The 24,833-nt window shown below is 67.3% G+C and carries 23 protein-coding genes and 2 pseudogenes; 14 read left to right on the top strand and 11 right to left on the bottom strand.

Annotated features, from left to right (window positions below):
* Nucleotides 1-112: 112 nt before the first annotated feature.
* The gene (locus tag CG723_RS48350; protein ID WP_234374802.1) at nucleotides 113-298 is read right to left on the bottom strand and encodes a hypothetical protein; all 186 of its coding nucleotides are present in this window, start codon (nucleotides 296-298) and stop codon (nucleotides 113-115) included.
* A gap of 124 nt (nucleotides 299-422) precedes the next feature.
* Here CG723_RS48350 and CG723_RS48345 point away from each other — a divergent pair, with 124 nt between their 5' ends.
* The 6 genes from CG723_RS48345 to CG723_RS41380 all read left to right on the top strand — a co-directional run bounded on the left by CG723_RS48345 (nucleotide 423) and on the right by CG723_RS41380 (nucleotide 5,329).
* Nucleotides 423-899: a hypothetical protein gene (locus CG723_RS48345; RefSeq protein WP_234374801.1), complete on the top strand. Its 477-nt coding sequence runs from the start codon at nucleotides 423-425 to the stop codon at nucleotides 897-899.
* Between the two features lie 158 nt (nucleotides 900-1,057).
* Nucleotides 1,058-1,870 carry a hypothetical protein gene (locus CG723_RS41400; protein ID WP_100598721.1) on the top strand — a complete coding sequence of 271 codons (813 nt, stop codon included), beginning with the start codon at nucleotides 1,058-1,060 and terminating at the stop codon, nucleotides 1,868-1,870.
* A 615-nt stretch (nucleotides 1,871-2,485) separates the two neighbouring features.
* Nucleotides 2,486-3,016 carry a GNAT family N-acetyltransferase gene (locus tag CG723_RS41395; RefSeq protein WP_100598720.1) on the top strand — a complete coding sequence of 177 codons (531 nt, stop codon included), beginning with the start codon at nucleotides 2,486-2,488 and terminating at the stop codon, nucleotides 3,014-3,016.
* Between the two features lie 54 nt (nucleotides 3,017-3,070).
* On the top strand, nucleotides 3,071-3,505 hold the full coding sequence (locus tag CG723_RS41390; RefSeq protein ID WP_100598719.1) for a helix-turn-helix domain-containing protein: 435 nt from the start codon (nucleotides 3,071-3,073) through the stop codon (nucleotides 3,503-3,505).
* Between the two features lie 108 nt (nucleotides 3,506-3,613).
* Nucleotides 3,614-4,645 (top strand): 7-epi-alpha-eudesmol synthase, encoded by a 1,032-nt coding sequence (locus CG723_RS41385; RefSeq protein WP_100598718.1) that lies wholly within the window; start codon nucleotides 3,614-3,616, stop codon nucleotides 4,643-4,645.
* A gap of 300 nt (nucleotides 4,646-4,945) precedes the next feature.
* Entirely contained in the window at nucleotides 4,946-5,329 is a 384-nt protein-coding gene (locus tag CG723_RS41380; RefSeq protein ID WP_100598717.1) for a trypco2 family protein, read from the top strand.
* A gap of 171 nt (nucleotides 5,330-5,500) precedes the next feature.
* Here CG723_RS41380 and CG723_RS41375 read toward each other — a convergent pair whose 3' ends face one another.
* The 5 genes from CG723_RS41375 to CG723_RS41355 are packed head-to-tail and all read right to left on the bottom strand — an operon-like array spanning nucleotide 5,501 to nucleotide 9,755.
* Nucleotides 5,501-6,766 carry a cytochrome P450 gene (locus CG723_RS41375; protein WP_100598716.1) on the bottom strand — a complete coding sequence of 422 codons (1,266 nt, stop codon included), beginning with the start codon at nucleotides 6,764-6,766 and terminating at the stop codon, nucleotides 5,501-5,503.
* On the bottom strand, nucleotides 6,763-7,323 hold the full coding sequence (locus CG723_RS41370; protein WP_442802639.1) for a GTP-binding protein: 561 nt from the start codon (nucleotides 7,321-7,323) through the stop codon (nucleotides 6,763-6,765). The genes CG723_RS41375 and CG723_RS41370 overlap by 4 nt, the downstream gene beginning before the upstream one ends.
* A gap of 46 nt (nucleotides 7,324-7,369) precedes the next feature.
* Nucleotides 7,370-7,738: a DUF742 domain-containing protein gene (locus CG723_RS41365; RefSeq protein WP_100598714.1), complete on the bottom strand. Its 369-nt coding sequence runs from the start codon at nucleotides 7,736-7,738 to the stop codon at nucleotides 7,370-7,372.
* Nucleotides 7,735-8,139 carry a roadblock/LC7 domain-containing protein gene (locus tag CG723_RS41360; RefSeq protein ID WP_100598713.1) on the bottom strand — a complete coding sequence of 135 codons (405 nt, stop codon included), beginning with the start codon at nucleotides 8,137-8,139 and terminating at the stop codon, nucleotides 7,735-7,737. Before CG723_RS41360 ends, CG723_RS41365 begins: the two co-directional genes overlap by 4 nt.
* Before the next feature lie 5 nt (nucleotides 8,140-8,144).
* The gene (locus tag CG723_RS41355; RefSeq protein WP_100598712.1) at nucleotides 8,145-9,755 is read right to left on the bottom strand and encodes a sensor histidine kinase; all 1,611 of its coding nucleotides are present in this window, start codon (nucleotides 9,753-9,755) and stop codon (nucleotides 8,145-8,147) included.
* 349 nt (nucleotides 9,756-10,104) lie between these two features.
* Between CG723_RS41355 and CG723_RS41350 the strand changes: the two genes are divergently transcribed.
* From CG723_RS41350 to CG723_RS41340, 3 genes are all read left to right on the top strand, one after another.
* Nucleotides 10,105-11,523 carry a cytochrome P450 gene (locus CG723_RS41350; protein ID WP_100598711.1) on the top strand — a complete coding sequence of 473 codons (1,419 nt, stop codon included), beginning with the start codon at nucleotides 10,105-10,107 and terminating at the stop codon, nucleotides 11,521-11,523.
* A 305-nt stretch (nucleotides 11,524-11,828) separates the two neighbouring features.
* Complete coding sequence (locus CG723_RS41345) at nucleotides 11,829-12,167, top strand: DMT family transporter (RefSeq protein WP_324907279.1); 339 nt, start codon at nucleotides 11,829-11,831, stop codon at nucleotides 12,165-12,167.
* Nucleotides 12,168-12,380: 213 nt separating this feature from the next.
* The gene (locus tag CG723_RS41340; protein WP_100598710.1) at nucleotides 12,381-12,689 is read left to right on the top strand and encodes a hypothetical protein; all 309 of its coding nucleotides are present in this window, start codon (nucleotides 12,381-12,383) and stop codon (nucleotides 12,687-12,689) included.
* A gap of 318 nt (nucleotides 12,690-13,007) precedes the next feature.
* Here CG723_RS41340 and CG723_RS41335 read toward each other — a convergent pair whose 3' ends face one another.
* Both CG723_RS41335 and CG723_RS41325 read right to left on the bottom strand, forming a co-directional pair.
* On the bottom strand, nucleotides 13,008-13,433 hold the full coding sequence (locus CG723_RS41335) for a hypothetical protein (protein WP_100598709.1): 426 nt from the start codon (nucleotides 13,431-13,433) through the stop codon (nucleotides 13,008-13,010).
* Nucleotides 13,434-14,003: 570 nt separating this feature from the next.
* On the bottom strand, nucleotides 14,004-14,834 hold the full coding sequence (locus tag CG723_RS41325) for a DUF6461 domain-containing protein (protein ID WP_100598708.1): 831 nt from the start codon (nucleotides 14,832-14,834) through the stop codon (nucleotides 14,004-14,006).
* A gap of 1,711 nt (nucleotides 14,835-16,545) precedes the next feature.
* On the opposite strand from CG723_RS41325, the gene CG723_RS41320 reads away from it, so the two are divergent.
* Nucleotides 16,546-17,376, top strand: a complete 831-nt coding sequence (locus tag CG723_RS41320) for a transporter substrate-binding domain-containing protein (protein ID WP_100598707.1) — start codon at nucleotides 16,546-16,548, stop codon at nucleotides 17,374-17,376.
* Between the two features lie 199 nt (nucleotides 17,377-17,575).
* Here CG723_RS41320 and CG723_RS41310 read toward each other — a convergent pair.
* Nucleotides 17,576-18,371, bottom strand: a pseudogene (locus CG723_RS41310) (PP2C family protein-serine/threonine phosphatase); the annotation flags it as partial.
* 542 nt (nucleotides 18,372-18,913) lie between these two features.
* Here CG723_RS41310 and CG723_RS41305 point away from each other — a divergent pair.
* The gene (locus CG723_RS41305; RefSeq protein WP_199842091.1) at nucleotides 18,914-19,624 is read left to right on the top strand and encodes a hypothetical protein; all 711 of its coding nucleotides are present in this window, start codon (nucleotides 18,914-18,916) and stop codon (nucleotides 19,622-19,624) included.
* Between the two features lie 575 nt (nucleotides 19,625-20,199).
* Here the strand turns inward: CG723_RS41305 and CG723_RS41295 are convergent.
* Nucleotides 20,200-20,697 (bottom strand): ArsR/SmtB family transcription factor, encoded by a 498-nt coding sequence (locus tag CG723_RS41295; RefSeq protein ID WP_100598705.1) that lies wholly within the window; start codon nucleotides 20,695-20,697, stop codon nucleotides 20,200-20,202.
* A gap of 74 nt (nucleotides 20,698-20,771) precedes the next feature.
* On the opposite strand from CG723_RS41295, the gene CG723_RS41290 reads away from it, so the two are divergent.
* The 3 genes and pseudogenes from CG723_RS41290 to CG723_RS41280 all read left to right on the top strand — a co-directional run bounded on the left by CG723_RS41290 (nucleotide 20,772) and on the right by CG723_RS41280 (nucleotide 23,393).
* On the top strand, nucleotides 20,772-22,091 hold the full coding sequence (locus CG723_RS41290; RefSeq protein WP_100598704.1) for an MFS transporter: 1,320 nt from the start codon (nucleotides 20,772-20,774) through the stop codon (nucleotides 22,089-22,091).
* A gap of 157 nt (nucleotides 22,092-22,248) precedes the next feature.
* Nucleotides 22,249-23,074, top strand: a pseudogene (locus tag CG723_RS41285) (IS5 family transposase).
* Nucleotides 23,075-23,135: 61 nt separating this feature from the next.
* Entirely contained in the window at nucleotides 23,136-23,393 is a 258-nt protein-coding gene (locus tag CG723_RS41280; RefSeq protein ID WP_100598703.1) for a DUF6221 family protein, read from the top strand.
* A 96-nt stretch (nucleotides 23,394-23,489) separates the two neighbouring features.
* On the opposite strand, the gene CG723_RS41275 is transcribed toward CG723_RS41280, so the two are convergent.
* Nucleotides 23,490-24,509: a DUF4331 family protein gene (locus CG723_RS41275; protein WP_100598702.1), complete on the bottom strand. Its 1,020-nt coding sequence runs from the start codon at nucleotides 24,507-24,509 to the stop codon at nucleotides 23,490-23,492.
* Nucleotides 24,510-24,833 lie beyond the last annotated feature (324 nt).

Here is a 24,833-nt window from a genome sequence, read left to right as displayed (position 1 = left end):
AGCCTGGAGCCGATGTCGAGCACCGCGGCACGTCCTTCACGGCCCAACTTCTCCACGAGCTCCTCCGAGCTCTTCGTGACCCTGACACCGGACAACCCCACCTTGGCCACGCCTAGTTCGGGTCGGCCACCTTCAAGAGCAGGGCCGGGTTCGAGTCGACAACGTTCAAGCGCGCCTGGTTCGGGGCGGCAACCTTCAAGGGCCACGCCGGGTTCGGGACGGCGACGTTCGAGGGCAGCGCCAGGTTCGAGTCGGCGACCTTCGAGGGCGACGCCTGGTTCGGGGCAGCGACCTTCAAGAGTCCGGTTGACCTTGGGCCGTTTGTGTGTGCCGGAAGGGTGTCGTTGGTTGGTGCGGTGTTCGACGGTCCGCTGATCTTGTCGTGCGTGGCACGTCGGGTGGAGTGCCGGCGATCCCGTTGGATGTCGACAGCCGAACTACGTCTGCGCTACGCAACGGTGGACTTCTCCCATGCCGTCTTCGAGTACCCCCTGACGATTGCGGGCGAAGCCGCCCCCTTCCTGCTCGCCGACAGCCAGGCGCTGGACGAGCAGGCTGTTGCTGGGACCGATGCCACGGTGCGGATGGTTTCGCTGCGTGGGGTCGATGCGGCTCATCTCGTGCTCGCCGATGTTGATCTGACGAGGGCGCCGGTCTACCGGGCGCTACGCAAGGGGTTCGAGGACGGAAAGAATGAGCCGGGGGCGGCGGATTTCTACTACGGCGAGATGGAGATGCGCCACCGCGACCGTACCGGCACGACGCGGGCCGAGCGCGGCCTGCTGCACGGCTGCTGGTTGCTGTCCGGCTACGGGCTGCGCGCGGTGCGGGCCCTGGGCTGGCTCGCGGTGGCGATGGCGGGAGCGATCACAGTGACTTCCACGCCGAAACATCCTTGATGCCCTGTTACTCGGCCCCGAACTGCCCAAGCGTCGGCCGATGCGCAGGAGCGGGCGACGGCCGGGGTGACGTCTGAGCCCGGGCTCCCTCCGACATGCATTGACCAGCCGGTTCGTGTGGCTGAAAGTGGCCCTACTGATCGACTGGGGCGGGAAGCATGACCCACGACGAATACACCGACCACTGCGAGGAGCTCTTCGCGGTGGGCGGATTCTCTCAGGTCCGGAAGCTGGCCGAATCCGGCCTGGAGGCACTCGGACCCGATCCGGTGCTCTACCGGTGGCTCGGCCTCGCACACGCGGCGGAGGACGAGGACGACCACGATGCCGACGCGGAGAAGGCCTACGAGACCGGGCTCGCACAGTGGCCGGACGACCTCGGACTGCTCGTCTCCTACCTGGAGCTGTGCCTGCGGGCCGACGAGTGGACGTACCCCGGGCGCAGCGGTCGAGCGGGCCTGCTCAAGGAGCGGATCGCCGTGCTGGCTCCGGCCGGATCGCCCGAGGCGGCACGGGTGGAGGCCGCGCTCGGCTGGGCCGGCCGGGGCTACTGGCAGGACGTGCGGGAGAGAACGGCCACCGCGCGGGCCGAGCGGGCGACGCTGATGTCCCACAGCGCCGATGTCGCCGAAGCGCTGGAACAGGGCGGCCAAGCGCCCGCGCATCCTGAGGACCTGCGGGCAGCCGAGGTGGCGGCCGCGCTGGAACTGCTGGCCGGCCCGTGGCGGGCCCCGCTCCGGCTCATGGTCCGCCACCGGGTGGCCGCGTACGTCGCCACCTTCGTGCTGGTCCTCGCCACCAACAAGGCACTCGTTCTGAGCGGGACCGTTTCCTACAGCGTGTGGGGCTGGATCTGGTTCGCGCCCCTCCTGCTGGCCGACTCGAAGCTCAAGCAGGCCCGACGGCTGGCCCGTCAGCGGGTGATTGCCGCGATGGAGGCCCGGCACGCCGACACCGCCACCGCGGGCTAGGTGGCGGCGACTTTCCCCTTTCGCGTTGAGTCTGGCGTGGGTTCGCTTGCGTGTATGGCGCCCCTCCTCCGCCGACCGCAGCGTCGACCGACCTGGTGCGGGGCGAGCCGCCCCCTGCGTGACCATCCTCAGCGGTCCGCCCGCTACGGAACTGGCGCCCATGCCGACGCAAGAGAACGCTCTGCCCCTTGCAGAGAGCGTCTTGGCACTTCAGTGGCGGCGCGGACGGTCCACGGCACGAAACCGGTCGCAGCCGTTGGCTACGATCTTGAACTTCTCGCTCCAACACCGTCTCAAGCCTGTCCGCATGTCAGGCCGAGACTGTCGTCCTAGGCTCCAGCGGCCGGCAGGCCGTAGACCACCCCCGTTGCCAGAAGCGCGAGGATGCCGAGGCAGCCCAGGCTCTCCTTGATGTTGCCTATGGTCCTGTGCCGTCGTGCGATCCGGGGCGTGGGTAACGGCTCGGTCCGCGATTGATGCTGGGTGTAGCTCCGTCTCGGGGCAGCTGATCTGGGTGTTGCGACGAGCGTTGACCAGCCCGGGGTGTTGTGATGGGCGGTGCTCGGTCGGGATATTCGCTGGTCGCTGCTTGTTGATGGTGGTCATACTGCCGCGATGGATCCAGTGACTCTCGAGACCGACCGTCTGCTGCTGCGGGCCTTCACACCTGCCGACGTGGATGCGGTGTACGAAGCCTGCCAGGACGAAGACATCCAGTTCTACACCCCGGTGCCGGTGCCGTACCGGCGCGCGGACGCGGAGAAGCTCGTCGGCGAGAAGCTGCCCGCCCAGTGGGCCGAGGACAAGGACTACACCCTCGGCGCGTTCCGCAAGGACACCGGCGCCCTGGTCGGCTCGTACTGCCTGACCCTCATCAGCCGCGGCGTCTGGGAGCTCGGATACTGGACGGTCAAGGAACAGCGCGGACGCGGGTACTCGGTTGAGGCCGCTCAGGCTTTGTGTGACTGGGGCTGGGCCACGCTCGACGTGCACCGCATCGAGTGGTGGGCCATGGCCGGGAACACCGGCTCGCGTGCCGTCGCCGAAAAACTCGGCTTCACCGTCGAAGGGACACTGCGCAATCGCAGCATCGCCAACGATGGCAAGCCGCACGACTGGTGGGTAGGCGGACTGCTAAGGCCCTGATGCTCCGGCCGATGCCTCGCCGGCTGCGTTTGCCCTTCTGCAGGGAAGACCCCAATTCGGACAGTTCCCGCGGAGCACGACCTGGTCTTCACCGACCGCCTGCTCGTCGCCCTGGTCCACCGACGCACCGGACTCCCGCACGCCGCGCTCGCCGAGCTGTACGGCATCGCCCGCTCCATGATCTCCCGCGCCATCCGGGAGATCCGCCCGTTGCTGGCCATGCGTGGCTTCGCAATCCCCGACCACTCCGGCGTGCGACTTCGGACCCTGGCGGACTTGTTCGCCTACGCCGAGGCCGCGGGGATCCGGTTGCGGATCGACGGCGCCGAGACTCAGTTCAAATGCGAGCCAGGCGTCCACGCGCCACCGGGTGCCGGCCCTCGGCCACCTGCGGCGAAACACCCTGAGGTCAATCACGCCCCGCATCACGAGTTGCAGATCTCACACCATAGATCGTTTAGGCTCTGGGCAGTCTCGAAGTGCACTTGAGTCATCAACTATCGACTCTGGTGGAGCAGTTCGAGTCACCGGGCGAACGATAACGATCGCCTGTTCGCAGGGGCGGGGGCCTGTGATTCGTCTCAAGAAAGGACGCGAATGCCACAGGACGTCAGGTTCGAGCTCCCCTTCAGGACCCCGGTCAGCGCGCACTTGGAGTATGCCCGAGAGCGGCATCTGCGCTGGGTGTGGGACATGGGGCTGGTGCGCAGCCAGCCCGGGTTCGAGGAGTACCAGTCCTGGGACCTCCCCCAGGCCGCTGCACGCACCTACCCTCATGCCTCGGCCGACGACATGGTCGTCCTGATGAACTGGTTCAGCTTGGCCTTCCTGTTCGATGACCAGTTCGACACTGGCAGGCCCGACCGCGCGGACCGCATAGCGGAGGTCGCGCGAGAGCTGATAGCTACTCCGCTCCGTCCGGCCGGGACCACTCCACGCGTGGTGTGCCCGATCACTGTCGCCTGGGCCGAGGTCTGGTCCCGCCTCTCGGATGGCATGTCCCTGACTTGGCGGAGTCGTTTCGCTGCCTCCTGGGGGCGCTTCCTAGTGGCACACACGGAGGAAGTCGACCTGGCAGCGCGAGGTCTGGCGGGCACGCTCGGCCTCAAGGAGTACGCCGAGTTCCGGCGCCGCACGGTGGGCATCCACCACAGCATCGACGCCGGCGAGCGCAGCCGTGGCTTCGAAGTGCCGCCGCAGGTGCAGGCCCATCCGCTCATGGTCCGGATGCGCGATCTCGCCGCGGACACCATCGGGTTCATGAACGACATCCACTCCTTCGAACGCGAGAAGCGTCGGGGAGACGGCCACAACTTGATAGCCGTGCTGCACCGCGAACGCGGCTGCAGCTGGGAGGAAGCCGCCGCCGAGGCATACCGGATGACCACCGACTGCCTCGACGAGTACCTCGCACTCGAAGCCCGCGTCCCTCACATGTGCGACGAACTCGGCCTCACCGCCGAGCAACGCGCCCACGTCCAGATGGGCGTGGAGGCAATTCAGCACTGGATCAACGGCAACTATGAGTGGGGCCTCATCTCCGGTCGCTACGCCGCATCGAAGGAAGGCCCCGCCGCCACCGCGGAGCTGGCAGGCAAGGGATCGTTGGACGACCTGCTCGCCGTGTGACCCACTCTCTCTGTCCGCCCGGATCGTCACGGCGGGCAGAAGGAGCACCCCACGCACGGTGCGGAGCCCGTTCAAGAGGACGGGCGGGCTCCGCGCCCACGTCAGTCGCTCACCCCACGATGAGTCGTGTGCCGCATGCTCGTTGCCTTCACCGTGGCGGCAGCGCGGTCCTATTTCTTCACGTCAGGTCCGTAGCAGGCGAGCTGTCGCATGCAAGCGATCACAGCTTCGGGCAGTTCTGGTTGCGGCAGGCTGAGCATCGCCATAGGCCTTTTCGCACGCACAGAGGAGTGTGTCGGGGTGGGGATCGGACTGTCTGAGGCGTTGGCCGAGCATCGCGAGGAGCTGTACCAAGCTCAGGAGGACGGGTCGGGCGAGCGGTTCCGCTTCGAGGTCGAGAGCGCGGAGCTGAAGCTGACCGTGGAGTTCCGTAAAGGCGGCGACGGCAAGGTCAAGGTCTCCGCCGGGGCAGAAGGCGTCGAAGCGGGCGGCACTGTCGCAAGCACAACTTCGCATCGTCCGGCGTTGAAGCTGAACATCCGGGACGGGGCTCTCGGAGGTACGCGCGCTGTGATCGGGCGGAACGCTCCTGAAGCACCCCCACTCCCGGAACTTGCGATGGCCCCGGGGCACCGGCAACGGGTACGGGCGACGCCGGTGAGGAAGTACCTGCGGAGACTGTAGAAGAGCGCCCGGTTCGCCCGTGGGACCGATGACCTGGATCCTGCGCGTCTGGCTGCGAGCTGGTCCTACAGCTGGTCGCTGGGGCCGTTGAGGGAGATGAGGTCACGGTCGGGCAGGTTCACTTGTACGCCGACATCAGGGGAGCCACGTGCGTTCGTGGCTCCCCTGCGCTCACGCTCCGGTGGTCTGCGCCGCGAACTCCACCGGCAGGGCGTCGAGTCGTGCCTCCCAGGTGGAGGCCGTCGAGGTGAGCTCATCGGCTGGCACAGCCAGCCGCAGGCCGGGCAGCCGGTGCAGGAGGACGTCGACGGCGGTCTCGATGATGGCCTGGCCGATGTTCTGGCCGGGGCACTCGTGCGGGCCGCCGCTGAACGCCAGGTGCGACTGGTTGCCCTGGAGTGAGACACCGGCGTCGGGCCTGATCTCGGGGTCGAGATTTCCTGCGGTGAGCCCGAGCACCAGGAGGTCGCCCTCCTTGAGGTGTTGGCCGCCGAGTTCCAGGTCAGTGGTGGCGAAGCGTCCTGGTAGGACGGCCAGCGGCGGCGTGTTCCACATGACCTCCTCGACGACCGTGGAGACGCTGAGCTGTCCGCTCACGAGGCCGGCGAGACGGGAGGCTTCGGTGAGGATGAGCTGGAGAACCCGGGCCAGCAGATTGCTGGTGGTGGTGTGTGCGGTGATCAGTACCAGGCGCAGGTGGCTGAGGATCTCGTCCTCGTCGAGGTCCGCGTGGTGCCCGAGGAGCCCTGTCGTGAAGTCGGCCCCGGGCTCGTCACGCTTGCGCGACGCGAGGTCTGCGAGGATCTGCATGATGCGGTCGTTGTGGGCGACGGCGTCTTCACCCTTGATGAGCTTGGCGCAGGAGACGGCGAGGTTGCGTCCCTCGGCTGCGGGGAGCCCGAACAGCCGGGTCAGGACGAGCATCGGCAGGTACTCGGCGTAGTCGCTGACGAGGTCGGCGCTGCCTGTTTCAGCGAAGGCGTCGATCTGCTTGTTGGCGAAGTGTGTGACATGGCGTCGGATGCCGCGCCCGGCGACCGTTTGCAGGCCGTCGGTCACCGCACCGCGCAGTCTGCGGTGCGGCTCGCCGTCCTGGGATACGCAGTCGGGGCGCCAGCCGAGCATCGGGATCAGCGGTGAGGTGGCTTCGATCCGGCCGTCGTTCCAGTCTCGCCAGATCCGCGAGTCGCGGCTGAACTGGCGGGGGTTGTCCAGCACGCGCCGGTTCTCCCGGTACCCGAGGACGAGCCAGGCGGGGATGTCGCCCTCCAGAAGGACCGGCGCAACCGTCCCGTGCTCCTTGCGCAGGCGCGCGTAGATGCCGTGCGGGTCGAGCGCCGCTTCCGGGCCGTACAGCCGCATGAGGTCGCCCCCGTCTCCGTGTGCGACGGGGCATCCGCGAGGGGTGTCAGTGCCGTTTAAGGGCTGATTGTTCATCGGGACTCCAGAGCGACAGCAGAGCGTTCCTCAGCGACCGCGGTCCGTTCCTTGAGGTGACGTATCAGAGCGATGAGGACGTCACGACTGGATGCGCGATCGCGCGCGTCGCATTCCACGACCGGGGTGTGGGGGGAGATGTCCAGCGCGTCGCGGATCTCTTCGACCGGGTGGTTCTTGGAGTCGGGGAAGACGTTCAGCGCGATGACGAAGGGGACGTCCTGGCGTTCCATCTCCTCGATGGCGCGGAAGCTGGAGGCCAGCCGCCGGGTGTCTACCAGGACCACAGCGCCGAGGGCGCCTTTGAACAGGCCGTTCCACAGGAACCAGAACCGCTCCTGGCCGGGCGTCCCGAAGAGATAGAGGACGAGTTCGTCGTTGATTCCGATCTTGCCGAAGTCCAGGCTGACGGTGGTCTCCGCCTTGTCCGCCACACCGATCAGGTTGTCGACGCCGGCGCTGGCCTGGGTCAGCGCCGCCTCGGTGGTGAGCGGCGTGATGTCGCTGACCGAGCGCACCAGCGTGGTCTTGCCGGTGCCGAAGCCACCGGCGATCATCACCTTCACCGAGCGGGTGCCTCCGCTCTGCTGCCGGTCGGGATTGTCAAAGCTTTTGGAGTGCACTCAGAACCTCCTCGAGGAGCTCAAGGTCCGGCCCGCTTCCGGTGCTTGAGGCCGGGATGGGGTTACGGGCTTCAACGCGGCCTGCGTCCAGGAGATCGGCCAGGAGCACCGCGACAATGTGGAAGGGCAGGCCGAGATGGGCGCCGATTTCGGCTACGGCCAGCGGGTCGCGGCAGCGCCGGATGATCTCCTCGTGCTCGTGCTGCATCCCGGGTACGGGCGCGGTGCGGGAGACGATGAGGGTCGCCACGTCAAGGCTTGAGGCCGGGCCGTCCGGTCCGCTGCGGCCGCCCGTGAGGACGTAGTAGCGCTCGAGACCGGACGGGTCCGTGGGCCGGGGGGCACTCATCCAGAATTCTCGTCCAGGCGCGGAGTTGTGCCCAGGAGCTCGCCCATCCTATGGGCACAGTCCATCATCTGGTGGCCGAGAACACCCTGGTCGAGGCCTTCCTTGGCTAGTACTCCCAGGTACGTCTCTACGCCGGCCCTCACCACGAAGAGGTGACCTCCGTCGACCTCGATCATCGCGAGCCGTAGCTGGCCCTTCTTGGGGAACTGCTGGGCCACCGGCTGGGCGAGCGCCTGCAGGCCCGCGACGACGGCGGCGAAACGGTCCACGTCATCAGGATCCTCGGCACCAAAGGATGTGATGGCCGTGCCGTCACTGGATGCCACAAGAGCGAACCGGATCTCCGGGATGCTCTCCGTCAGGTCACGCAGCGCCCAGCTCACGTCGGTTGATTGAGTCATAAGGACTAGTCGCTCTCTTCAGTGTCACGTCCGGCGCTCTCGCCGCTGCCAGCTGCGTCGCGGTCCGCGTGCCTCTCGCGCGGCGGGCCGCTCTGCCGGCCTGCGGTGGCGAAGGCGGCGAGGCCGTCGAAGGACGCCTCCGACGGCACATCCGACACGGCCTCGTCGGTGTGCACGGCGTGCCCGAGCAGCTCTGCCTTGGCGCTGCGCAGGCCCTTGCGCCGGGGCAGGCCGCCGGGCGTGGTGTCTGTGTCTGTGGCCGCGGAGGCAAGGACCGGGGCGGGTTCGGCGCTCGGCTCTGCCACTACGGCCGCCGCAACGGGCTTGGGCGCGGCGGCGGGAAGGGGGCTGAAGTATTTGTGGGGGACAAGAACGACCACCGAGGTGCCTCCCCAGGGGGAGTCGGTGAAGGTGACCCGGATGCCGTAGCGGCGCGCGAGGATGCCCACCACGCGCAGGCCCAGGTTCGCATTCTCGGAGATCCCGCCGAGGCCGGGGCCCGCTGCGGTGCCCGCCAGGGCCTGTTCGGCTTCGCGCTTCTTCTCCTCGCTCAGGCCCTTGCCCGCGTCCTGGATCTGGATGCCGACGCCGGCGGGGACCTGCCTGCCGGATACCTGCACCGGCTCGGACGGCGGCGAGTAGCGGGCCGCGTTGTCCAGGACGTGGGCGAAGATCAGCGTGAGGTGGTCCACCAGCCCGCCATCGACGCCGAGCTCGGGCAGGGCGTCGACCTTGACACGGTCGAAGTCCTTGATCCGGCCCTGGCCGCCCCGGACCACGCTGAGGAGCTTTTGCGGTTCCTGCCACTGTCGTCCGGGACGGACCGAGCCACCGAGCACGGCGACGCTGGCCGCGAGGCCGTCGGCGGGTCCCAGGCGCTGGTCCAGGTCCATGAGGCCCTGGGCAACCGCCGGCCTTTGTCCGTGTTCCGTCTGCAGATCATGCAGGCGACCCCGCACGCCGCTGATCAGGGCCTGGAGGCGGCTGGCGATGCTGACGACGGAGTGCTCAGCTGAGGTCGCGCGGTCGAGCTGTTCCTCCACGGCGATCAGTGCGGTGCGCAGGACCTTGCGCACCTCGGCCCGCAGTTCGGGCGTAGCGGCCGGCTCGTCGACTTCGGCCAGGACGTCGTCAATGGCGTCACCGGCCCGCAGACGCTCAAGCGCGCTCGGCAGATGCGCGTCGGAGAGTCGCGCGAAGACGGCCTGCTGCCTCTCGGCTTCAACGCCCAGCCTCGCTTCATGGGCATGCGCCTCTTCAGCGAGCTGAGCCTCCAGGGCGGAGCGCTCAACAGCGAACTCCTGCTTCAGGCCCGCCACATACCGCTCCCACTGCTGCCGCTGGTTCTCGGCCTGCTGATGGTGCTCGGCTTGTGCGGTGGCGACGTCAGCAGTAGCCCGGCTCAGTTTCGCCTGGGAGCGGACCAGGAGGCGCACGCAGGCGCCGCTGGCCGCGGTGGCCGCAATGCCTGCAAACGTCGCAGGTATCTGGACCGGGTCGGGTCCCGCGACAGCGGTTGCTACCGTTCCAGCGCCTAAAGCCAGCGGCATGAGCCACCAACTGTTGTTCCAGGCGACGGGCGCTCGCGCCGCCGGGGGCGGAGTGGCATGTTCCATCTGCATCCTTCGCAAGCAACACGATCAGACAAGGGGTGTGTGCGCCGCATGCGTCGGGGGAACGCAGCGCGAAGCTCCCGAACGTGGAGTCGTCAACTCGCAGCGCCGCAGGGGAGCTTATCGGTTATGTGATCGAAAGGATCAAGTCCCCTCCCTGTACCAACGGGTATTCGGTCACGCTCGGACAGGTTCGCTCACATCGACAAATCCCCTCGCCGACAACGCAACCACGAGGGGAGCGCAACGACTGAACGGTCGGCAGTGATCAGACCGTTGGGGTAAGCAGCGATCAGCAGGGGCATGCATGCCACGCTCGACCCCACTCGGAATGATCTTGAGGAGCTTACGCATGAGTCGCCTGTCGGGTTCCCCCGCCGCGGCACCCACCGCGCCCGGCCGCTTGCCCCTGATCGGACACGCCCACCAGCTGGCCCGCCGCCCGCTGGACTTCATGGATTCCCTGCGCCGGCACGGGAGCGTCGTGCGGATCCTCCTCGGACCCACCCCCGCCTACGTGGTGACCGATCCTGCCGTCACCCGCAAGGTATTGGTGACGGAGGTCGACGCCTTCGCCAAGGGCGGAAAGATCATCGACGCGCTGCGGGTCTTCTTCGGCGACGGACTCGCCACGATCGCCGACGGCGACCTGCACATGAAGCACCGCCGCCTGATGCAGCCCATGTTCAACAAGGCGCACATCGCCACCCGCGGCGACGTCATGATCAACCACGTACGAGCGGCGACCGGCGCCTGGACGCCCGGGGTCGCGCGCGAGACGTACGACGACATGAACGATCTCACCCTCTCGACCTTCCTGGTCGCCCTCTTCGGCTCCGGTCTGCCCGGCCATGTAGAGGAAGAGTTCACGGACCTGATGCCGGCGATCATGCGCGGCACGATCCGGCAGACGATCCTGCCGGGCTGGGTGACGAAACTGCCGTTGCCGGCGAACCGCGCGCACGAACAACGCGTAGCGCGCCTGCGGGCGTTGATCGACCGGGCGATCGACCACCACCGCGCGCTGCTGCCTGCCTCGGCGCCGGCCGCCTCCGAGGTACCGACCGGCTGCCCGGCGCACCAGTCGACCGAACAGGGCCCCGGGGGCGGACTGTTCTCCACCCTCCTCACCGCCGACGATCCCGAGACCGGGCCGCTCTCGCATCAGCAGCTCCAGGACGAGGCGATCACGCTGCTCACGGGTGCCATCGAGACCACGGGCACGACCCTCGCCTGGGCGCTGTACGAGATCAGCAGGAACCCGGCGGTCGAGAAGAGCCTGTACGCGGAGCTCGACGCGACCTGCGGCGACCGGCCACTCACCCAGGAGGACCTGGCTTCCCTCCCGTACATGCGCAGTGTCCTGAAGGAGACCATGCGGATGTACGGCCCCGCCTGGCTGGTCACGCGCACCACGACGCGCCCGGTCACGCTGGACGGCCACCCGATACCCAAGGGCGCGGACGTCATCTACAGCCCGTACGTCCATCAGCACGACCCCGAGGTCTACGGCGACCCGGGCACCTTCGACCCGGACCGCTGGGAACCCGAGCGGGCCAAGGGCGTCAACCGTTCCTCGTTCCTTGCTTTCGGCGACGGCCGCCGCAAATGCATCGGCGAAGAGTTCGCCTGGACAGAACTCCTCATCATCCTCGCCACGGTGCTCCAGCGCTGGCGGCTGACGCTCACCTCGGCTCCCCCGCGGCCGCAGGCCATCGTGACAGTCAAGCCGGACAAGCTGTCGATGACGCCTAACCCGCGTACGGCCTAGGCCTACGCTGTCGCCCGCTTCGACCGCAGGCGCCGGTTTAGGGCGACGGTATCGGGCGGCGCTGGGTAGGGCAGGGTGAGCGGCGGAGATCCGGCCCTGGTTTGGGGGGCGGCCGCCAGATCAAGTCCGGGGCGGGCGAGATCCGCTCAGCGGCCCCATACCGAGGCCGCGCCCGAAGCGCGCCCTGGAGACGAGCAGGACTCCCTGAGATGAGTAGCGCTTGGCCTGCCGCATCACGGGGGCAATGCGGCAGGCCAAGCGATCGTGACCCTACCGGCCCACTGCCGTCGTGCCAGTGACCTTGCCTGTGCCTGAACGGTAGTCAGCGAAACTACGGCCTGCGCCGGATGACTTCGAGCGTCGCGGTCAACATCCTCAACCTAGTACCAGTGTTCGGCGTGCTCGGTGCCGTGGTGATCAACAAGGAGACACTCCGGCTCGCACAGGTCCTCGGTGGCGTGGTCATCGTCGCCGGTGTGGCCCTCGGGCTGGTCGAACGCCGAACAGTCGTCGAGAAGGCCGCGGTTCCTGAGCCGAGCCCGGTCACCGACCTGTCCCGTCTCGAACCATCTGGTCCGAGCGGCCAGCCGTCACCTGCGACGGCCAGGTCAGATGAGACGCCAGTTACCGGGAATCCCCATTGATCTGCTCCCGGGGTCGGTCAATCACCGGGCCAGATGTTGGACGGCTGACATATTGCCAAGAGCAGAAACGTGATCATTCCTGTGGGGGGCTAGGTCCTATTCCGGCGGATCACCTGGCTGCCGGGGGGGGGCCGGGAGTTGGGGTTGACCTCGAGTCGAGTTGAGCTTCTAGGTTCGGGTGCGGCGATGTCGACGTACCTGAGAGGAACGGCCATGAGGACGCTCGTGTTGGGAAGGACGCCCGCCAGGGTGACGGAGGTACTGGCCACGCTGCGCGGGGACGGTTTTGACGCGGAGGGAGTGAGCACCGACGAGGAGGCCCGGATGCTGTTGGAGGCCGAGAAGTTCGGAGTGCTGATCATTGGCGGGGGTGTGGAGCCGGACTCCCGCGCCGCGATCAAGGAGCTCGCGGCGGAGCACGGGGTGCGGCGGGTGATCGACGGCGCGCTGAGGGAGCCCTTCGACACCTACGTGCGGCGGGAGTTCGAGCCGCTGATCCGGGAGGTCACCTCCAAGGGGTGACGGTCGGTCCGCCCGGGCGTTGATCCCGGCGGAGCCCCTCACCTGCACAGCACCAGCGCAGCCCCGACCTGACGAAGCAGGACTGGTTCCGTCCATGGTGGACACCGCGGCAGCGATACGGCCGGCAGGCGTAACCGGGCAACCGCTTTCCACGACGCAAGGCCGCTGCCGCTGCTCACATCCAGGTCACGTCCACATCGAGGCCCCTCAGCCGAGGGTCCACTTGCCTGCGCGCTCGTCGAGGTTGAGACCGAGGCCGGCCGCGTCCATCACGTACTCCACGGCCGTGATCTTCGCGCTCTGACGCGGGAGAGTTCCTCAGAGTCTTCGCATCCGCTTGATGAGGAGTACGGCGACGCAACCTACGGCGCAGGCCAGCCCTGCGTACAGCAGGGGCAGGGTCCAGAACCACACCGCGTCGGTGCTGTGGCCACCGGACCAGTGGCATGTGATCGACGGAGGGAAGCTGTCCACGCTCACCGATGTCAGAAGGGAATCCCCCTCGGCATCTGCGTACAGGCCGTTGCTGGTTTCGTCCCCGCATACGGCGAGTGGGTTCGTGAAGGCAAGCCCGTAGACCGTTGCAGCCCCATAGGCGGCGATCGCCGCAGCGCTGCCGATCGCAGCCCAGCGGGCTGGCCGCGAGGGCTTCCTCCGGCTCGCCCACAATGCGTAGGGGAGTGTGCCGACGGCGAAGAGGAGGAGCGTGATCGCGGGCGTGACGAAGAACGTGAAGACGGACACCACGCACCCCCAGGTCGGCAGTCGTGGGGTGATCCAACCACTGCATAGATCATTTCGCTAGGAGTTCTTACTCTGGCGGGGCAGACTGCCCTACCCCGCGCCTTCCGGCGGCTCTCCGCGGCCCATCGTCATTGACCAGCGCACCGTTGACGGTGCTTGGACCCGAGACTGTGCCCTTCTTCTCCACTCCGACGACGCCAACCTGGTTGTAGGTGGTGGTGACTTCACCATCGACGCACTTGAGTGGGAAGCCAACCTTCACCGGCTTCAGGGAGACCTTGATCTCCCCCTTGCCTTGGCATCGCACGGCAATGACGAGGTCTTGCCCCTTCTCGCCCTTGCGGTACTCGAGGGTCCGTCCTCCACGAGTCCCGCTTTGGCGGCCGGCGACAGTCTCGGTCCCGTCCAACTCGGGCGGGGACTTCATTGATTCCTGTGCGGGGGTGCCGGCGACGGCTCAAGAAGGCTGCCGGACGCGGATCGCAGAGGCCCCCGTGGCGGCACGCTCCCTTGTAGAGGGCGGCGAGTACGCCGGGGCACCCTCCACGCGCTCGCTCACTACTCACCTCTCTAGTGCTCCGAACGATCCATGGCCGGCGGCTCGTTGTAGGTGATCACCACCGCCGCGTTCGCCTCCGCCCGTGCTCGGTCCGACGCCGTCGCGATCTCCTGGTAGGTCCATTCCCTGTGCAGGCGCTCCCCGTGGGCATCGGTGATGTCGATGACCACGCTGGTCCACTCCTCGGCGGGCTGTTCGGGGACGAGTCCCAGCTCGTACGTAGCGTCCTGGAGGAGGGATTCGGTGACGCGTATGCCGGTGAGTCTCTCGGCCAGAGCGAGGACCGCCGCCTTCCGGTCGACGTCCGGGGCGCTCTCGTCGTGCTCTCCCTCGGAGGTCAGAGGGAAGCCGACTTCCCGCAGCAGGGGGACCAGTTCATCGGGAGAGTTGCCGTCGCGCGACGAGGGGCCCTCGAACGTCGTACGAAGCTCACCGTCCTCGAACCAGTGGAAGAGGTGGATGGGCTTGCCGCCGTTGGTCGAGTGCGCCACGACCCGGCCGCCCTTCGACAGCGTCTCCACGCACGGCGCCGCTACCCCCAGACCACCGTCGAAGCCGAGAACGAGTGTCCAGTCGCCGTTCTCGCCCGGAGCGCTGAAGGCACCCGCGACGTAGGACTCGTCCCAGTAGTCGTAATCCACCTCGGCGCGGTGAGCGTCGTCCGCCTCGATCAGCCCGGCCGTTCCCTCCCCGGTGCCGCGCGGTTCCGCCTCCATCGCGCGCAGCACCTCGCGCGGGGTCCGCCCCCGTATCAGTGTCAGGGAGTATCCGCTCGCCATCATGTGGCGGAAGAGCGGCGAGGTGCGGATCCAGGCGTAGTCGTGCGCGGTCACCAGGTTCATACGGCGCAGTGTGCCTGACGCCTCTGACAACGCCCGGTGCAAGCCGGTTCTTACGGCTGGAGCTGGTCCTCGGGGCGCGCCGCCGAGTCCGTGTCAGCAACATGCTCTTGTTACGAGCTCGTAGTCCTAGCCCAGACACCAGCCGCAAAGTAGCGGGATGATCATGTGATCTCTGCCGCCCCGGCCTGTTCGTCGTGCTCGCGCAGCATGCGCATGACGGTGGCGGGTGAGGAGTGCTGTCTCTTCGGCATGCCGTCGCTGTCGAGAGGCGCTGACCTGCTCCAGCTCGTCCAACTCAGCACTCCCGAGGTTGCCCTGGTCGTCGGGGTCAGCTGACACCATTGCGGCTCGGGCCTCGTCCTCACCTGCGGAAACGCCGTAAGCCACCAGAACTACACGTCGGACAGCGAAATGCCGCTGAAGAGCTATCCCTCACAGGGAATGGAACTCGACAGTCAAGGGCGTATACCCGCTTCCCGAATATGCATAGACGTATGCAGGCGCTTCATCGGTCCGATACGATAGCTGGTCTCCGGTATAGAGCGAGGTCATCACATTTCCGCTCACCGTCCAGCCGGTGGCTCCGATCCAGTGGTAGGCGCCTACGTAGTTGTGGCGACTGACCGACAAGTACTCATTAAGCAAAGATCCGTTGTGAGCCTGATAGTAGAGAACGCCGTTATCCGTGAGGGATTGAACTGAAGCGGAATCCGAGTCAAGCGAAGAAGTTACCACGCACCATGTACCGGTAAATCCACCCCACCCGAGCCATCCGATCGACTCCCCGTCGGCAAATAGCTCCACTGACTGAAGGGGGCCGAGTTCCGCTGACTGAGAGGGGCCGGAGGGTGAGGGGCCGCAGGGGTCAATCCCGCTCCCACCAGCGCCGCGCAGTGGCGCCCGTGCCGCAAGCGCCTGGGCCGGCGTCCCCAGCGCTCCGAGAGTGACTGCAGCGGTCAGCGTCGCGGTCCCTTTGAGCATATTGCGCCGTGCTGGATTGCTCATCTCTGACCCTCTCCGAACTTAATGTCCGTGGTGTGCCAGCTATTGCGGCCACCTGACGTAAGTATCGTGCCGAAGCAGAAATTTTGGGTGATGGCGAGTGGCGGCGGCGAGTCGCGAGGGCGCGGTGCGAGCGGATAGAACCGGACGGCACAGGCGTAGCGCACGGCGCTGAGGAGTGTTCGAGGCAATCGTGGCGCAGTGGGCGCTGGCCACGCTCGGATATTGCAAAGCGCCGCTGACCAGATACCGTTCGCCTCAGCTTGAGTTATAGCCGCAATACCAGTGACTTACAGCGGCTGACACAATGAGGTGGATTGGCCCTGGTCGCCGTGCCAGCGTCGGGCGGTACGCACGTGACCCCGGTGGCCGGCGTAACATCTCCGCGCCGGGCACCCGCGCCTACGTGTGCGGCCCGCTCGATGTCGCTGTGCGCGCACAGGCGCCGCCCCACGGCCAGTTCGATGGCGATCCCGCCGGCCGCCCACCAGGACGCGTCCATCGCGGCGAATCGGGCGGCGACCTCGCTCACCGGCGCGGGCCCTCAGGGCCCGAACTGCGCCTCCATGCGCGTCATGCTTCTCCGTCCCAGGTAGGACGCGTCTCGCACGGCTCAGCCTTCCCGGCACGTGGACACCGTCTTCACCTGCGTGAACTCTTCTGCCAGGGTGATCACTTCATCCTGCAACCATTGTGCCGAGGAGTCGCGATGAGCCGCCGCGCGTCCAGACAACGTGCTGCCACCCTGTCCGCCCTGGTCTGCCTGCTGGCCGTGACCGCCGCCGCGCCCGCCGCGCCGTCGGCGGCGGACCGCCCCGCGAAGAAGCCGCAGGAGAGCCTGCTGGACGCCGTGCCGAAGTCCAAGGTGCTGCGCGTGTGCACCACGGGCGACTACCGCCCGTTCACGTACAAGGACCCGAAGGACGGTTCGTACAGCGGCATCGACATCGACATGGCCCAGGACCTCGCGAGGAGCCTGGACGCCAAGGCCCGTTTCGTGGACACCACATGGGCGAATCTCACGAAGGACCTGGTGGGCGGGAAGTGCGAAATCGGCGTCGGGGGCGTCTCGATCACGCTTCCCCGCGCCCGCCAGGTGTACTTCAGCGAGCCGGCCCGCGAGGACGGCAAGACACCGATCGTGCGCTGCGCGGACAAGGACAAGTACCAGACGCTCAAGGACATCGACCAGGCCGGGACGACCGTGGTCGTCAACCCGGGCGGCACGAACGAGCAGTTCGCCCGCGCGAACATCAAGCAGGCCACCATCAAGGTCCACCCGGACAACACCACGATTTTCGACGAGATCGTGGCGGGCCGGGCGGACGTGATGATGACCGACGCGAGCGAGACTCTCTACCAGGCGAAGCTCCACCCCGAACTGTGCTCGGTCCACCCCGACAAGCCGTTCACGTTCGCCGAGAAGGCGTACGCGACGCCGCGCGGCGACCGCGACTTCCAGGAGTACGTGACCCAGTTCGTGCATCTGGCGACGCACGACGGGACGTACGCCAAGTACGAGGCGGAATGGATGAGTTGAGCCGAGTCGCGCCCTACAGGAGAGTGGGCGTGAAGTCGGGGCCCGCCCCGGCCTCAAAGGCATCGGCGTCGAACGGGTTGGGATCTCCGGTTCCTCGCGGAGCGGGGGACGAGGACGAAGTGCGGGGTGTGGTACTTCGCGGCGGTCTTCCCGCCCCGGGTGCGGCAAGCGCTGCCGGCGGGCACGTCACAGTTCGGGCTCATGGTCCGTCGTGCGGGCGGATGAGAAGCAGGGCGATGTCGTCATAGCGGGGCGCGGATTGTTCGGCGTGGTAGAGGAGGACATCGGCGAGGGCGTCGAGCTTCTCGGGTTCCGCTGCTGCCAGGTGGCCCGCGGGCGTGTTGGTGGCGTCGTCGATGTCGATGCCGGGGGTTTCGACGAGTCCGTCGGTGTACAGGGCGAGGACGGCGCCGGGAGGCAGGGGGATCTCGGTGGTGGGGTAGTTGGCGTCTAGGTCGATGCCCAGCAGCAGCCCTGGTGGCACGCGGAGGATGTCGTGCTCGTCGGGGGGCGGAACAGGGCAGGAGGGTGTCCGGCCGTGGCGAGAAGGGCGCGGTGGTGGGTGTGGTCGAGGATGAGGCAGCTGGCCAACAGGCCGGGGGCGAGGTCGACCAGGAGGCGGTTGGTGCAGGCGAGGACCTCGCCGGGGGAGGCGCCGGCGGTGGCGGCATAGGCGTGGACGGCGGTGCGGACCTGTCCCATGAGGGCAGCGGCGGTGGTGTTGTGGCCTTGCACGTCGCCGATCACCGCGGCGGCCGTCGTGGGTGTGGAGACGATGAGGTCGTAGAAGTCGCCGCCGATGCCCATGCCGTACCCGGCTGGCCGGAAGCGGGCGGAGACGTCAAAGCCGGGGAGGCGCGGCAGGGTGTGGGGCAGCAGTCCGGTCTACAGGGTATGGGCGATGGTGTGGTTGGCGTCGTAGAGGCGGCGCGGTCCAGGGCGTGGGCGATCTGGCCGTTCAATGACGTGAGCATGGCCCGCTCGGCGGGCAGGAACGAGTTCCCCGGTGAGCGCACCGACGCTCCGGTCACCCACCGGAGCGAGGACTGACCCGCGTTTGCTGACCCGCCATTCGGGAGCATCGCCCTGCTGGACATAGTTCCCAGCAAGAGCCGGACGCCCAATCGGAGATTCAACCAGCCTGCCTATGTGACAGCTGACGTGTTTCGGCTCAGCACGAGGTGATGCCGAATCGATGAGGTGGAAGGTCAGGCGGCGAAGCCGATGTTCATGACGTACCCGTGGGCCCCAAAATTGGACTGGCTTCGACACTTCTTGCGACAGCGTTTGTTAACGAGTTTCGACGTCAGCGTCCGGTCGACGGCTTCGCGGATCGGGCCTCCCTGCGCGAAGGTTCAACCCTCAATGCAGGGTGGAACCATCACTCGATGGGAACATGAGCCATCACCCATGCGTACTATCGCTACGCCGCCACACCACCATTCGCCACGGCAGTACACGAACAGGCGGGCGCACCTACCTCGGCAGCACCCACATTGGTCCGCCATTACTGCCGAACTGAAAAGAGGCCAACACCATGACTGACAACCCCGTCACCATCACCAGCGTGACATCTCAGTACGCCACTCAGGTCGCACAGGACCTCAAGCTCAATACCAAAGAGCAAGAACGTATCGGCGCCGAGCTCTCCGCCCTGCAGGCGCAGTTGCGCATCCTGCAGGACGACCAGAGCGTGCTCCACAGCATCCAGAAGACGCTCGGCAGCCGACCGGCAGCCGCGCCGAGCACCCCGGAGCCTTCGACGTCCCTCCCGCAGCAGGCATCCGGCAAGAACACCACCACCCGGCGCGCCCCGTCCAAGACCGCAGCCAAGGCCCCCAGCACGAAAAAGACCACTGCACAGGCCAAGAAAGAGAAGACCCAGGACGCGGAGCCGAAGGCGGCTACCGCATCGGCATCGGCATCGGCATCGGCATCGGCGCAGCCCACACTGATCGCCCTCATCCGCACCCACCTCGACCAGCAGACAGCACCCCGCTCCGCAGCGGAGGTCACCTCGGCGCTGGCCCAGACCCACCCCCAGCGCACCATCAAGTCGACCGTCGTGCGCACCACGCTCGAGAACCTTGTCGCCAAGAGCCAGGCTCACCGGTCGAAGCAGGGCGCCTCGGTCCTCTACACGTCAGTTGCCATGCAGACCGCGACTGAGAAGACCCCGGCTCCCGCACTGCCCCAAACCGAGCAGGACAACAGCAAGCACGAGAAGGCCGGCGCGGTCAGTTCGTAACCGACAAGGACATCCGAAGAAAGCTCTCGGCGAGCAGCCAAACAAAATATCCGGCCATGCGGCCGCTGTCGCGGCCTGTGCCGGTGCGCCAGCCCAGTGTGAGGACGTTCAGCCAGGCAGCCACCGCATCGCGTAGGTAGGGGTAGCGGTCGGCGCCACGGTGCCAGAGGGCGCTGGTCCGCGTAACCTGCCGCACGCCATACCAGCAACCGTGACACCGGCAACTCCCGATCAGTCAGGTCCGGGACTTCGTGCACGTCGACGACATCGCCGATGCGCCCCTCCTGGCGGCCATCACCGAGGGCGCCGATGGGGCGACACTCAACGTCGGCACCGGCCGCGCCACATCGATCAGGCAGGTCGCCGACCTGGTGCGCCACCACTATCCCGACGCGCAGATCATCGAGACCCCCGGCCGCGGCGACCCGCTCGGTGCCTGCCCCGACACCACCCGCATGCGTCGGGTGCTGGGCTGGGTCCCGCAGGTGGACATCGAGGACGGTATCCGCCGCTGCCTGACTTGGCTGGAGCGGACACCGGAGGCGATCGTGTCCGGTCAGGGCCGGGTCGGATCGTCAGGGCCGGTTTGGGTCGGGGTGCACCACGATGAAGAGCGACCAGGCGGGCGCGGTCGGGTCGTCCGGACGGGCGGCGAACTCCTCGAGCAGGGCGCGGAGCCGGGTCTGGAACTCCTCCATCTCCGCCGGCGGCAGGCGCAGCCCGAGCCGGGTGCTGTCGACCTCGGTCGCGGGGGCCAGGGCCAGCTCCTCCAGGAACGCGTCGAGCATCGACCGGTCCTGCGCGGCCGCATCAAGCTGCCAGGACTTCCGCGTCGCCAGATAGGGAATCTCCCGTGCGCCGCGCGCGCCGCGTCGCTCCTCCTGGGCCTCCAGAAAACCGGTGCGCACCAACGTCCTGGTGTGGTGCAGCACGCTGGCGGGATCGCCGCCAAGGATCGCCGCGATCTCCTTGTTGGTGCGCGCCTCGCCGAGGCAAATGCGCAGGATACGCAGGCGGAGCGCGGAGGCGAGCGCCTTCGCCTCCGCGTCGGTCGCCAGCCGGCGTTCGGTCATGGTCAGCAGCCTACTTAAGGGCCGGGGGGATAAGTGATTGACAAAACCCAATCACTCTTCCACGGTAGTTTCCCATGACTGCTCCGGAGCCCTCGCCCGACCGACCGGCTAATCGCGGCGGACTGTGGCGGCACGCCGACTTCCGTCGACTGTGGGTCGGTGAGACGGTCAGTCAGTTCGGGACAATGGTCAGCCAGTTGGCGCTTCCTCTCGTCGCCATCCTGGTGCTGCACGCCAGCACCTGGCAGGTCGGTGTGCTGGCGGCGTGCGAGACCGCAGCGTTCGTGGCCGTGGGCTTGCCGGCCGGCGCGTGGGTGGAGCGGATGCGCTTCCGCTGGGTGCTGATCGTCAACAACCTGGTTCGGGCCGCCCTGCTGGCCTGGGTTCCGGTGGCTCAGCTCCTCGGCGTGCTGACGATCGAGCAGTTGTACGTGGTCACGCTCGCCACCGGGGTGAGCACGGTCTTCTTCGACGTGGCCTACCAGTCCTACCTGCCCCAGCTGATCGACCGGGAGCTGCTGGTCGAGGGCAACGCGAAGCTCCAGGCCAGCGAGTCGGTCAGCCAGATCGCGGGCCCGAGCCTCGGCGGCGCGTTGATCCAGGCGCTCACCGCGCCCTATGCGCTGCTCGTCGACGCGGTGAGCTTCCTGTGGTCGGCTGCGTGGGTGACGCGGATCGAGGTCCGGCCGCCGCGCCCCGAGCGCAGCCCCGACCCCAACCTGCTCCGGGAGATCCGCGACGGTCTGCGGTTCGTGCTCGCCAACCGGATACTCCGCGCCATCGCCATGTGCACCAGCTCGGCCAACCTCTTCGGTTCGGTGATCTCCGCCGTCTTCTACGTGCTGCTCGCCCGCCAACTGCGGCTCTCGCCGGGCGTCATCGGTCTGCTTACCTCGACCGCGGCGGTGGGTGGCCTGATCGGTGCGCTGGTGGCCGGACGGTTCGCGGCAAAGGTCGGCCAGGGCCCGGCCATCTGGATCGCGAGCGCGGTCGCCGGACCGTGCGCGCTGGTCACCCCGTTCGTGCAGCGCGACTGGACGGTGGGGCTGCTCGCGGCAGCGCAGACAGCGATGTGGATGGGCATCGTGGTCTACAACATCAACCAGGTCAGCTTCCGGCAGGCGCTGTGCCCGCCTGGGCTGCTCGGCCGGATGAACGCGACGATGCGGTTCCTGGTCTGGGGCACGATGCCCTTCGGGGCGCTGCTCGGCGGCCTGCTCGGCTCGACGATCGGCGTCCGCGGCACGCTGCTGGCCGGGGCGGTCGGCCAATCACTCACCTTCCTGCCCGTTTTCCTGTCGCCGCTGCGCCGGATGCGCGAACTGCCGTCTTACGCTGAGCTGGCGGCGGAGGGGGACACCGCTGCCGGCCCGTTGGTGCCGCGCGAGCCCTGAGAATGAGGCGAGTACATGCTCGGCACAATCAGCAGCCCAGAAGTCCGACAGCCTCGAACTCTTCCTCGCTCATGGTGTCGAGGCATCTGGAGCATGTCTCTTTGATGGGTTGGTCAGTTGATCGGATGCGCCTGTCCGGTTAGTGATCACTGACGCGATGTGGGCCCGGATCGAGCCTCTCATGTCGGCCGATCCGGTCCGTGGCCGACGGTGGGCCGACCACCGTCGGACCCTTGAGGCCATCGCGTGGAAGTACCGCACCTGCTCCCCGTGGCGGGACCTGCCCTGTGAGCTCAGGTCGTTCCAGACCGCACATAAACGGCTGCTCAGATGGGCCGTTGACGGCACCTGGCAACGGATTCTCTCGGCGATCCTCGCCTCGGCGGACGCCGGTGACGACGTGGGCTGGACGATGTCGGTGGACTCAACCATCTGCCGGGCCCACCAACCCGCTGCCGGAGCCAGGAAAAGGGGGCACCCGACCGTTCAGAACCTCACGATCACGCACTCGGACGCTCCCGCGTCGGCCTGAGCACGAGAGTCCACCTGGCCAGTGACAGTCGAGCGCGACCATAAGCTCTGCACCTCACCGCTGGCCAGGCCGGTGACGCCCCGGCCTTCGAGGCGGTCATGGCCAGAATCCGGGTTCCACGAACGGGACTTGAGAGACCAAGGACTCGACCGGCACTCGTCCTCGACGACCGGGCGTACTCCTCCCGCGCGATCCGCGCGCATCTCCGCCGGCGCGGCATCCGAGCTGTCATCCCGCAGCCCGCCGACCAGTTCGGTGCCTCCGGCGAGGCCGTGCCGGAGGCCGCCCGCCGGGCTTCGACAGCGAGGCATACAAAGAACGCAACACCGTCGAACGCTGCGTCGCCCGACTCAAACAGTGGCGGGGCCTGGTCATGCGAACCGACAAACTCGCCCTTGCCTACCAGGCCGCACTCCACCTCGCCGCCATCCTCATTTGGACCAGCAGCTGACCACGAAGACGATTACGGGCACGCCTCACAGAGGCGAAGGGCCGCGCGCGAAGATGAGCGCATGGACGACCTCCTGCAGTTCCTCCGCGCTCGCATCGAGGAGGAAAACCACGCCTACGTCTACGTTGCCCAGACGTTCGGCGGAGACGCCCTGCTCGACAGCCACCTGCCCATGCTCGATCTGATCGACATGCCGGCACGGGACTACACGGCCATGGGCCCTGCAGACTCGCGTCACGCGGGCCTCAACCACGCGATTCGTGTCCTTGCCCAGTCGTATGCCGAGCATCCCGCCTACCAGCAGGAATGGCGCTCCTAGGAATCTCCAAAGGGACAGGCGCCAGTCCGATCTACTGATCGATCGGCCTGTCCCGGCTCGGCCGTCGGAGCCCCGGGTGCGTCCCGCAGCGATCCGTCAGGAGGTGGTTGCCGGGTGCGGGTTGCCGAGGTACGGGAACCGGTCCAGGGTGTCGGTGTGCGGCGTCAGACCGGTGGGCGGCGCCTCGTTCTTGGTGAGGAACGCGACGCGGACGTCGATGACGTCTTCCGTGAATGTCCGGCCATTCGGGTACGCGGCAGGCTTGGACGGGTCGAAGTGCAGCACGTCCGGCAGGAGGCCGTGCTCGTCGAGCGCGGTGATCGCCTCCTCACGCGAGTAGCCGCCGGTGTGGCCCAACAGGTGGACGAACTGATCCGTCCACCTGGCCCGGTCGTTAACCGGCTCGCTGGCGTTGTACTCCTCCTTCGTGTCGTCGGTGTTGAAGAAGCTGCTCATTGAGGGGTGCCCGGCCCGGTCCGCGTGGACGAGTTCGCCGTCGCGCAGGACGCTGCACCGGCCCCAGATGTGCAGCTCGGGCTCGGGGGCCAGCTCCGCGGTCGGCAGCTCGATGGCCATGGAGAAGACGTTGGCCGTGCTGTTGGAGTCGACGCCGGTCCACGGGGACTTTCCACCCAGATGGGGCGCGGTGAAATTCCGGTTGCCGCTGGTATCGAACAGATTCTTGATGCCGTCGAAGTCGAAGAAAAAGGCATCACTGCGGCTACCGGCGGCCACCTTGTAGTCGCCGCTGCTGACCACCTTGGCCTGAGGGCCGAAAGAGACGGCGGCGTTCGACACGATCTTGGTGCCGACCGCCTCGGGCATACAGGACTCCGCACCGGTTGCCATGAAGACGCTGTAGGTCTGGGAGCCGTCGGATGCCGGCGGGCTGAAGACCCAGCTGAAGGCGATGTCGGTCAGGTAATCGCCGTCGTTGTCGATGTTCAGTCGGTATACGGCGTCGGGGTGCAGGGCATCGGCATTTGGATTGGCATTGAGGATGAGAACGGTCCTGCTCGGATCGCCGGGTGCCCCGAAGGCGTACAGGTCGCACAGATCGAGGCGCTGGTCGCCCAGTGGTGGCCCAAGGCTGAGGCCGGTGAAGTGGTTGGACATGTCAGGCCCTTCCATTGCTCGCAGGTCGGAGAACCGCCACCGCCTGAACGGCCGTTCGGGGGCGAGTGAGGTACGCCCGCACCTGGACGGTGCGTCCACGCTAGCCGCCACAGCAGTCCGACCATCGAGGTCGAACGCGCAGCCGCCAAACAACGCTCGGATGGGCCACCGACAGGAGGGAGGCGATCGTCTCGCGCTCCGAGAGCACGACCTCAGGGGGTCGCCGGTCAGTTGATCAACTCACAAAAGAGACACGCTCTAGGCCCAATGCCGTTGCGTTACGGGCTTGCGGGTTGGGGTCTTGTGATGAGGACGGCTTGAGGT

Source organism: Streptomyces sp. CB01635 (genome assembly GCF_002803065.1).
Taxonomy (GTDB): Bacteria; Actinomycetota; Actinomycetes; order Streptomycetales; family Streptomycetaceae; genus Streptomyces.
Note: the sequence above shows the minus strand (reverse complement) of the source record. Positions and strands in the feature narration are given on the sequence as shown.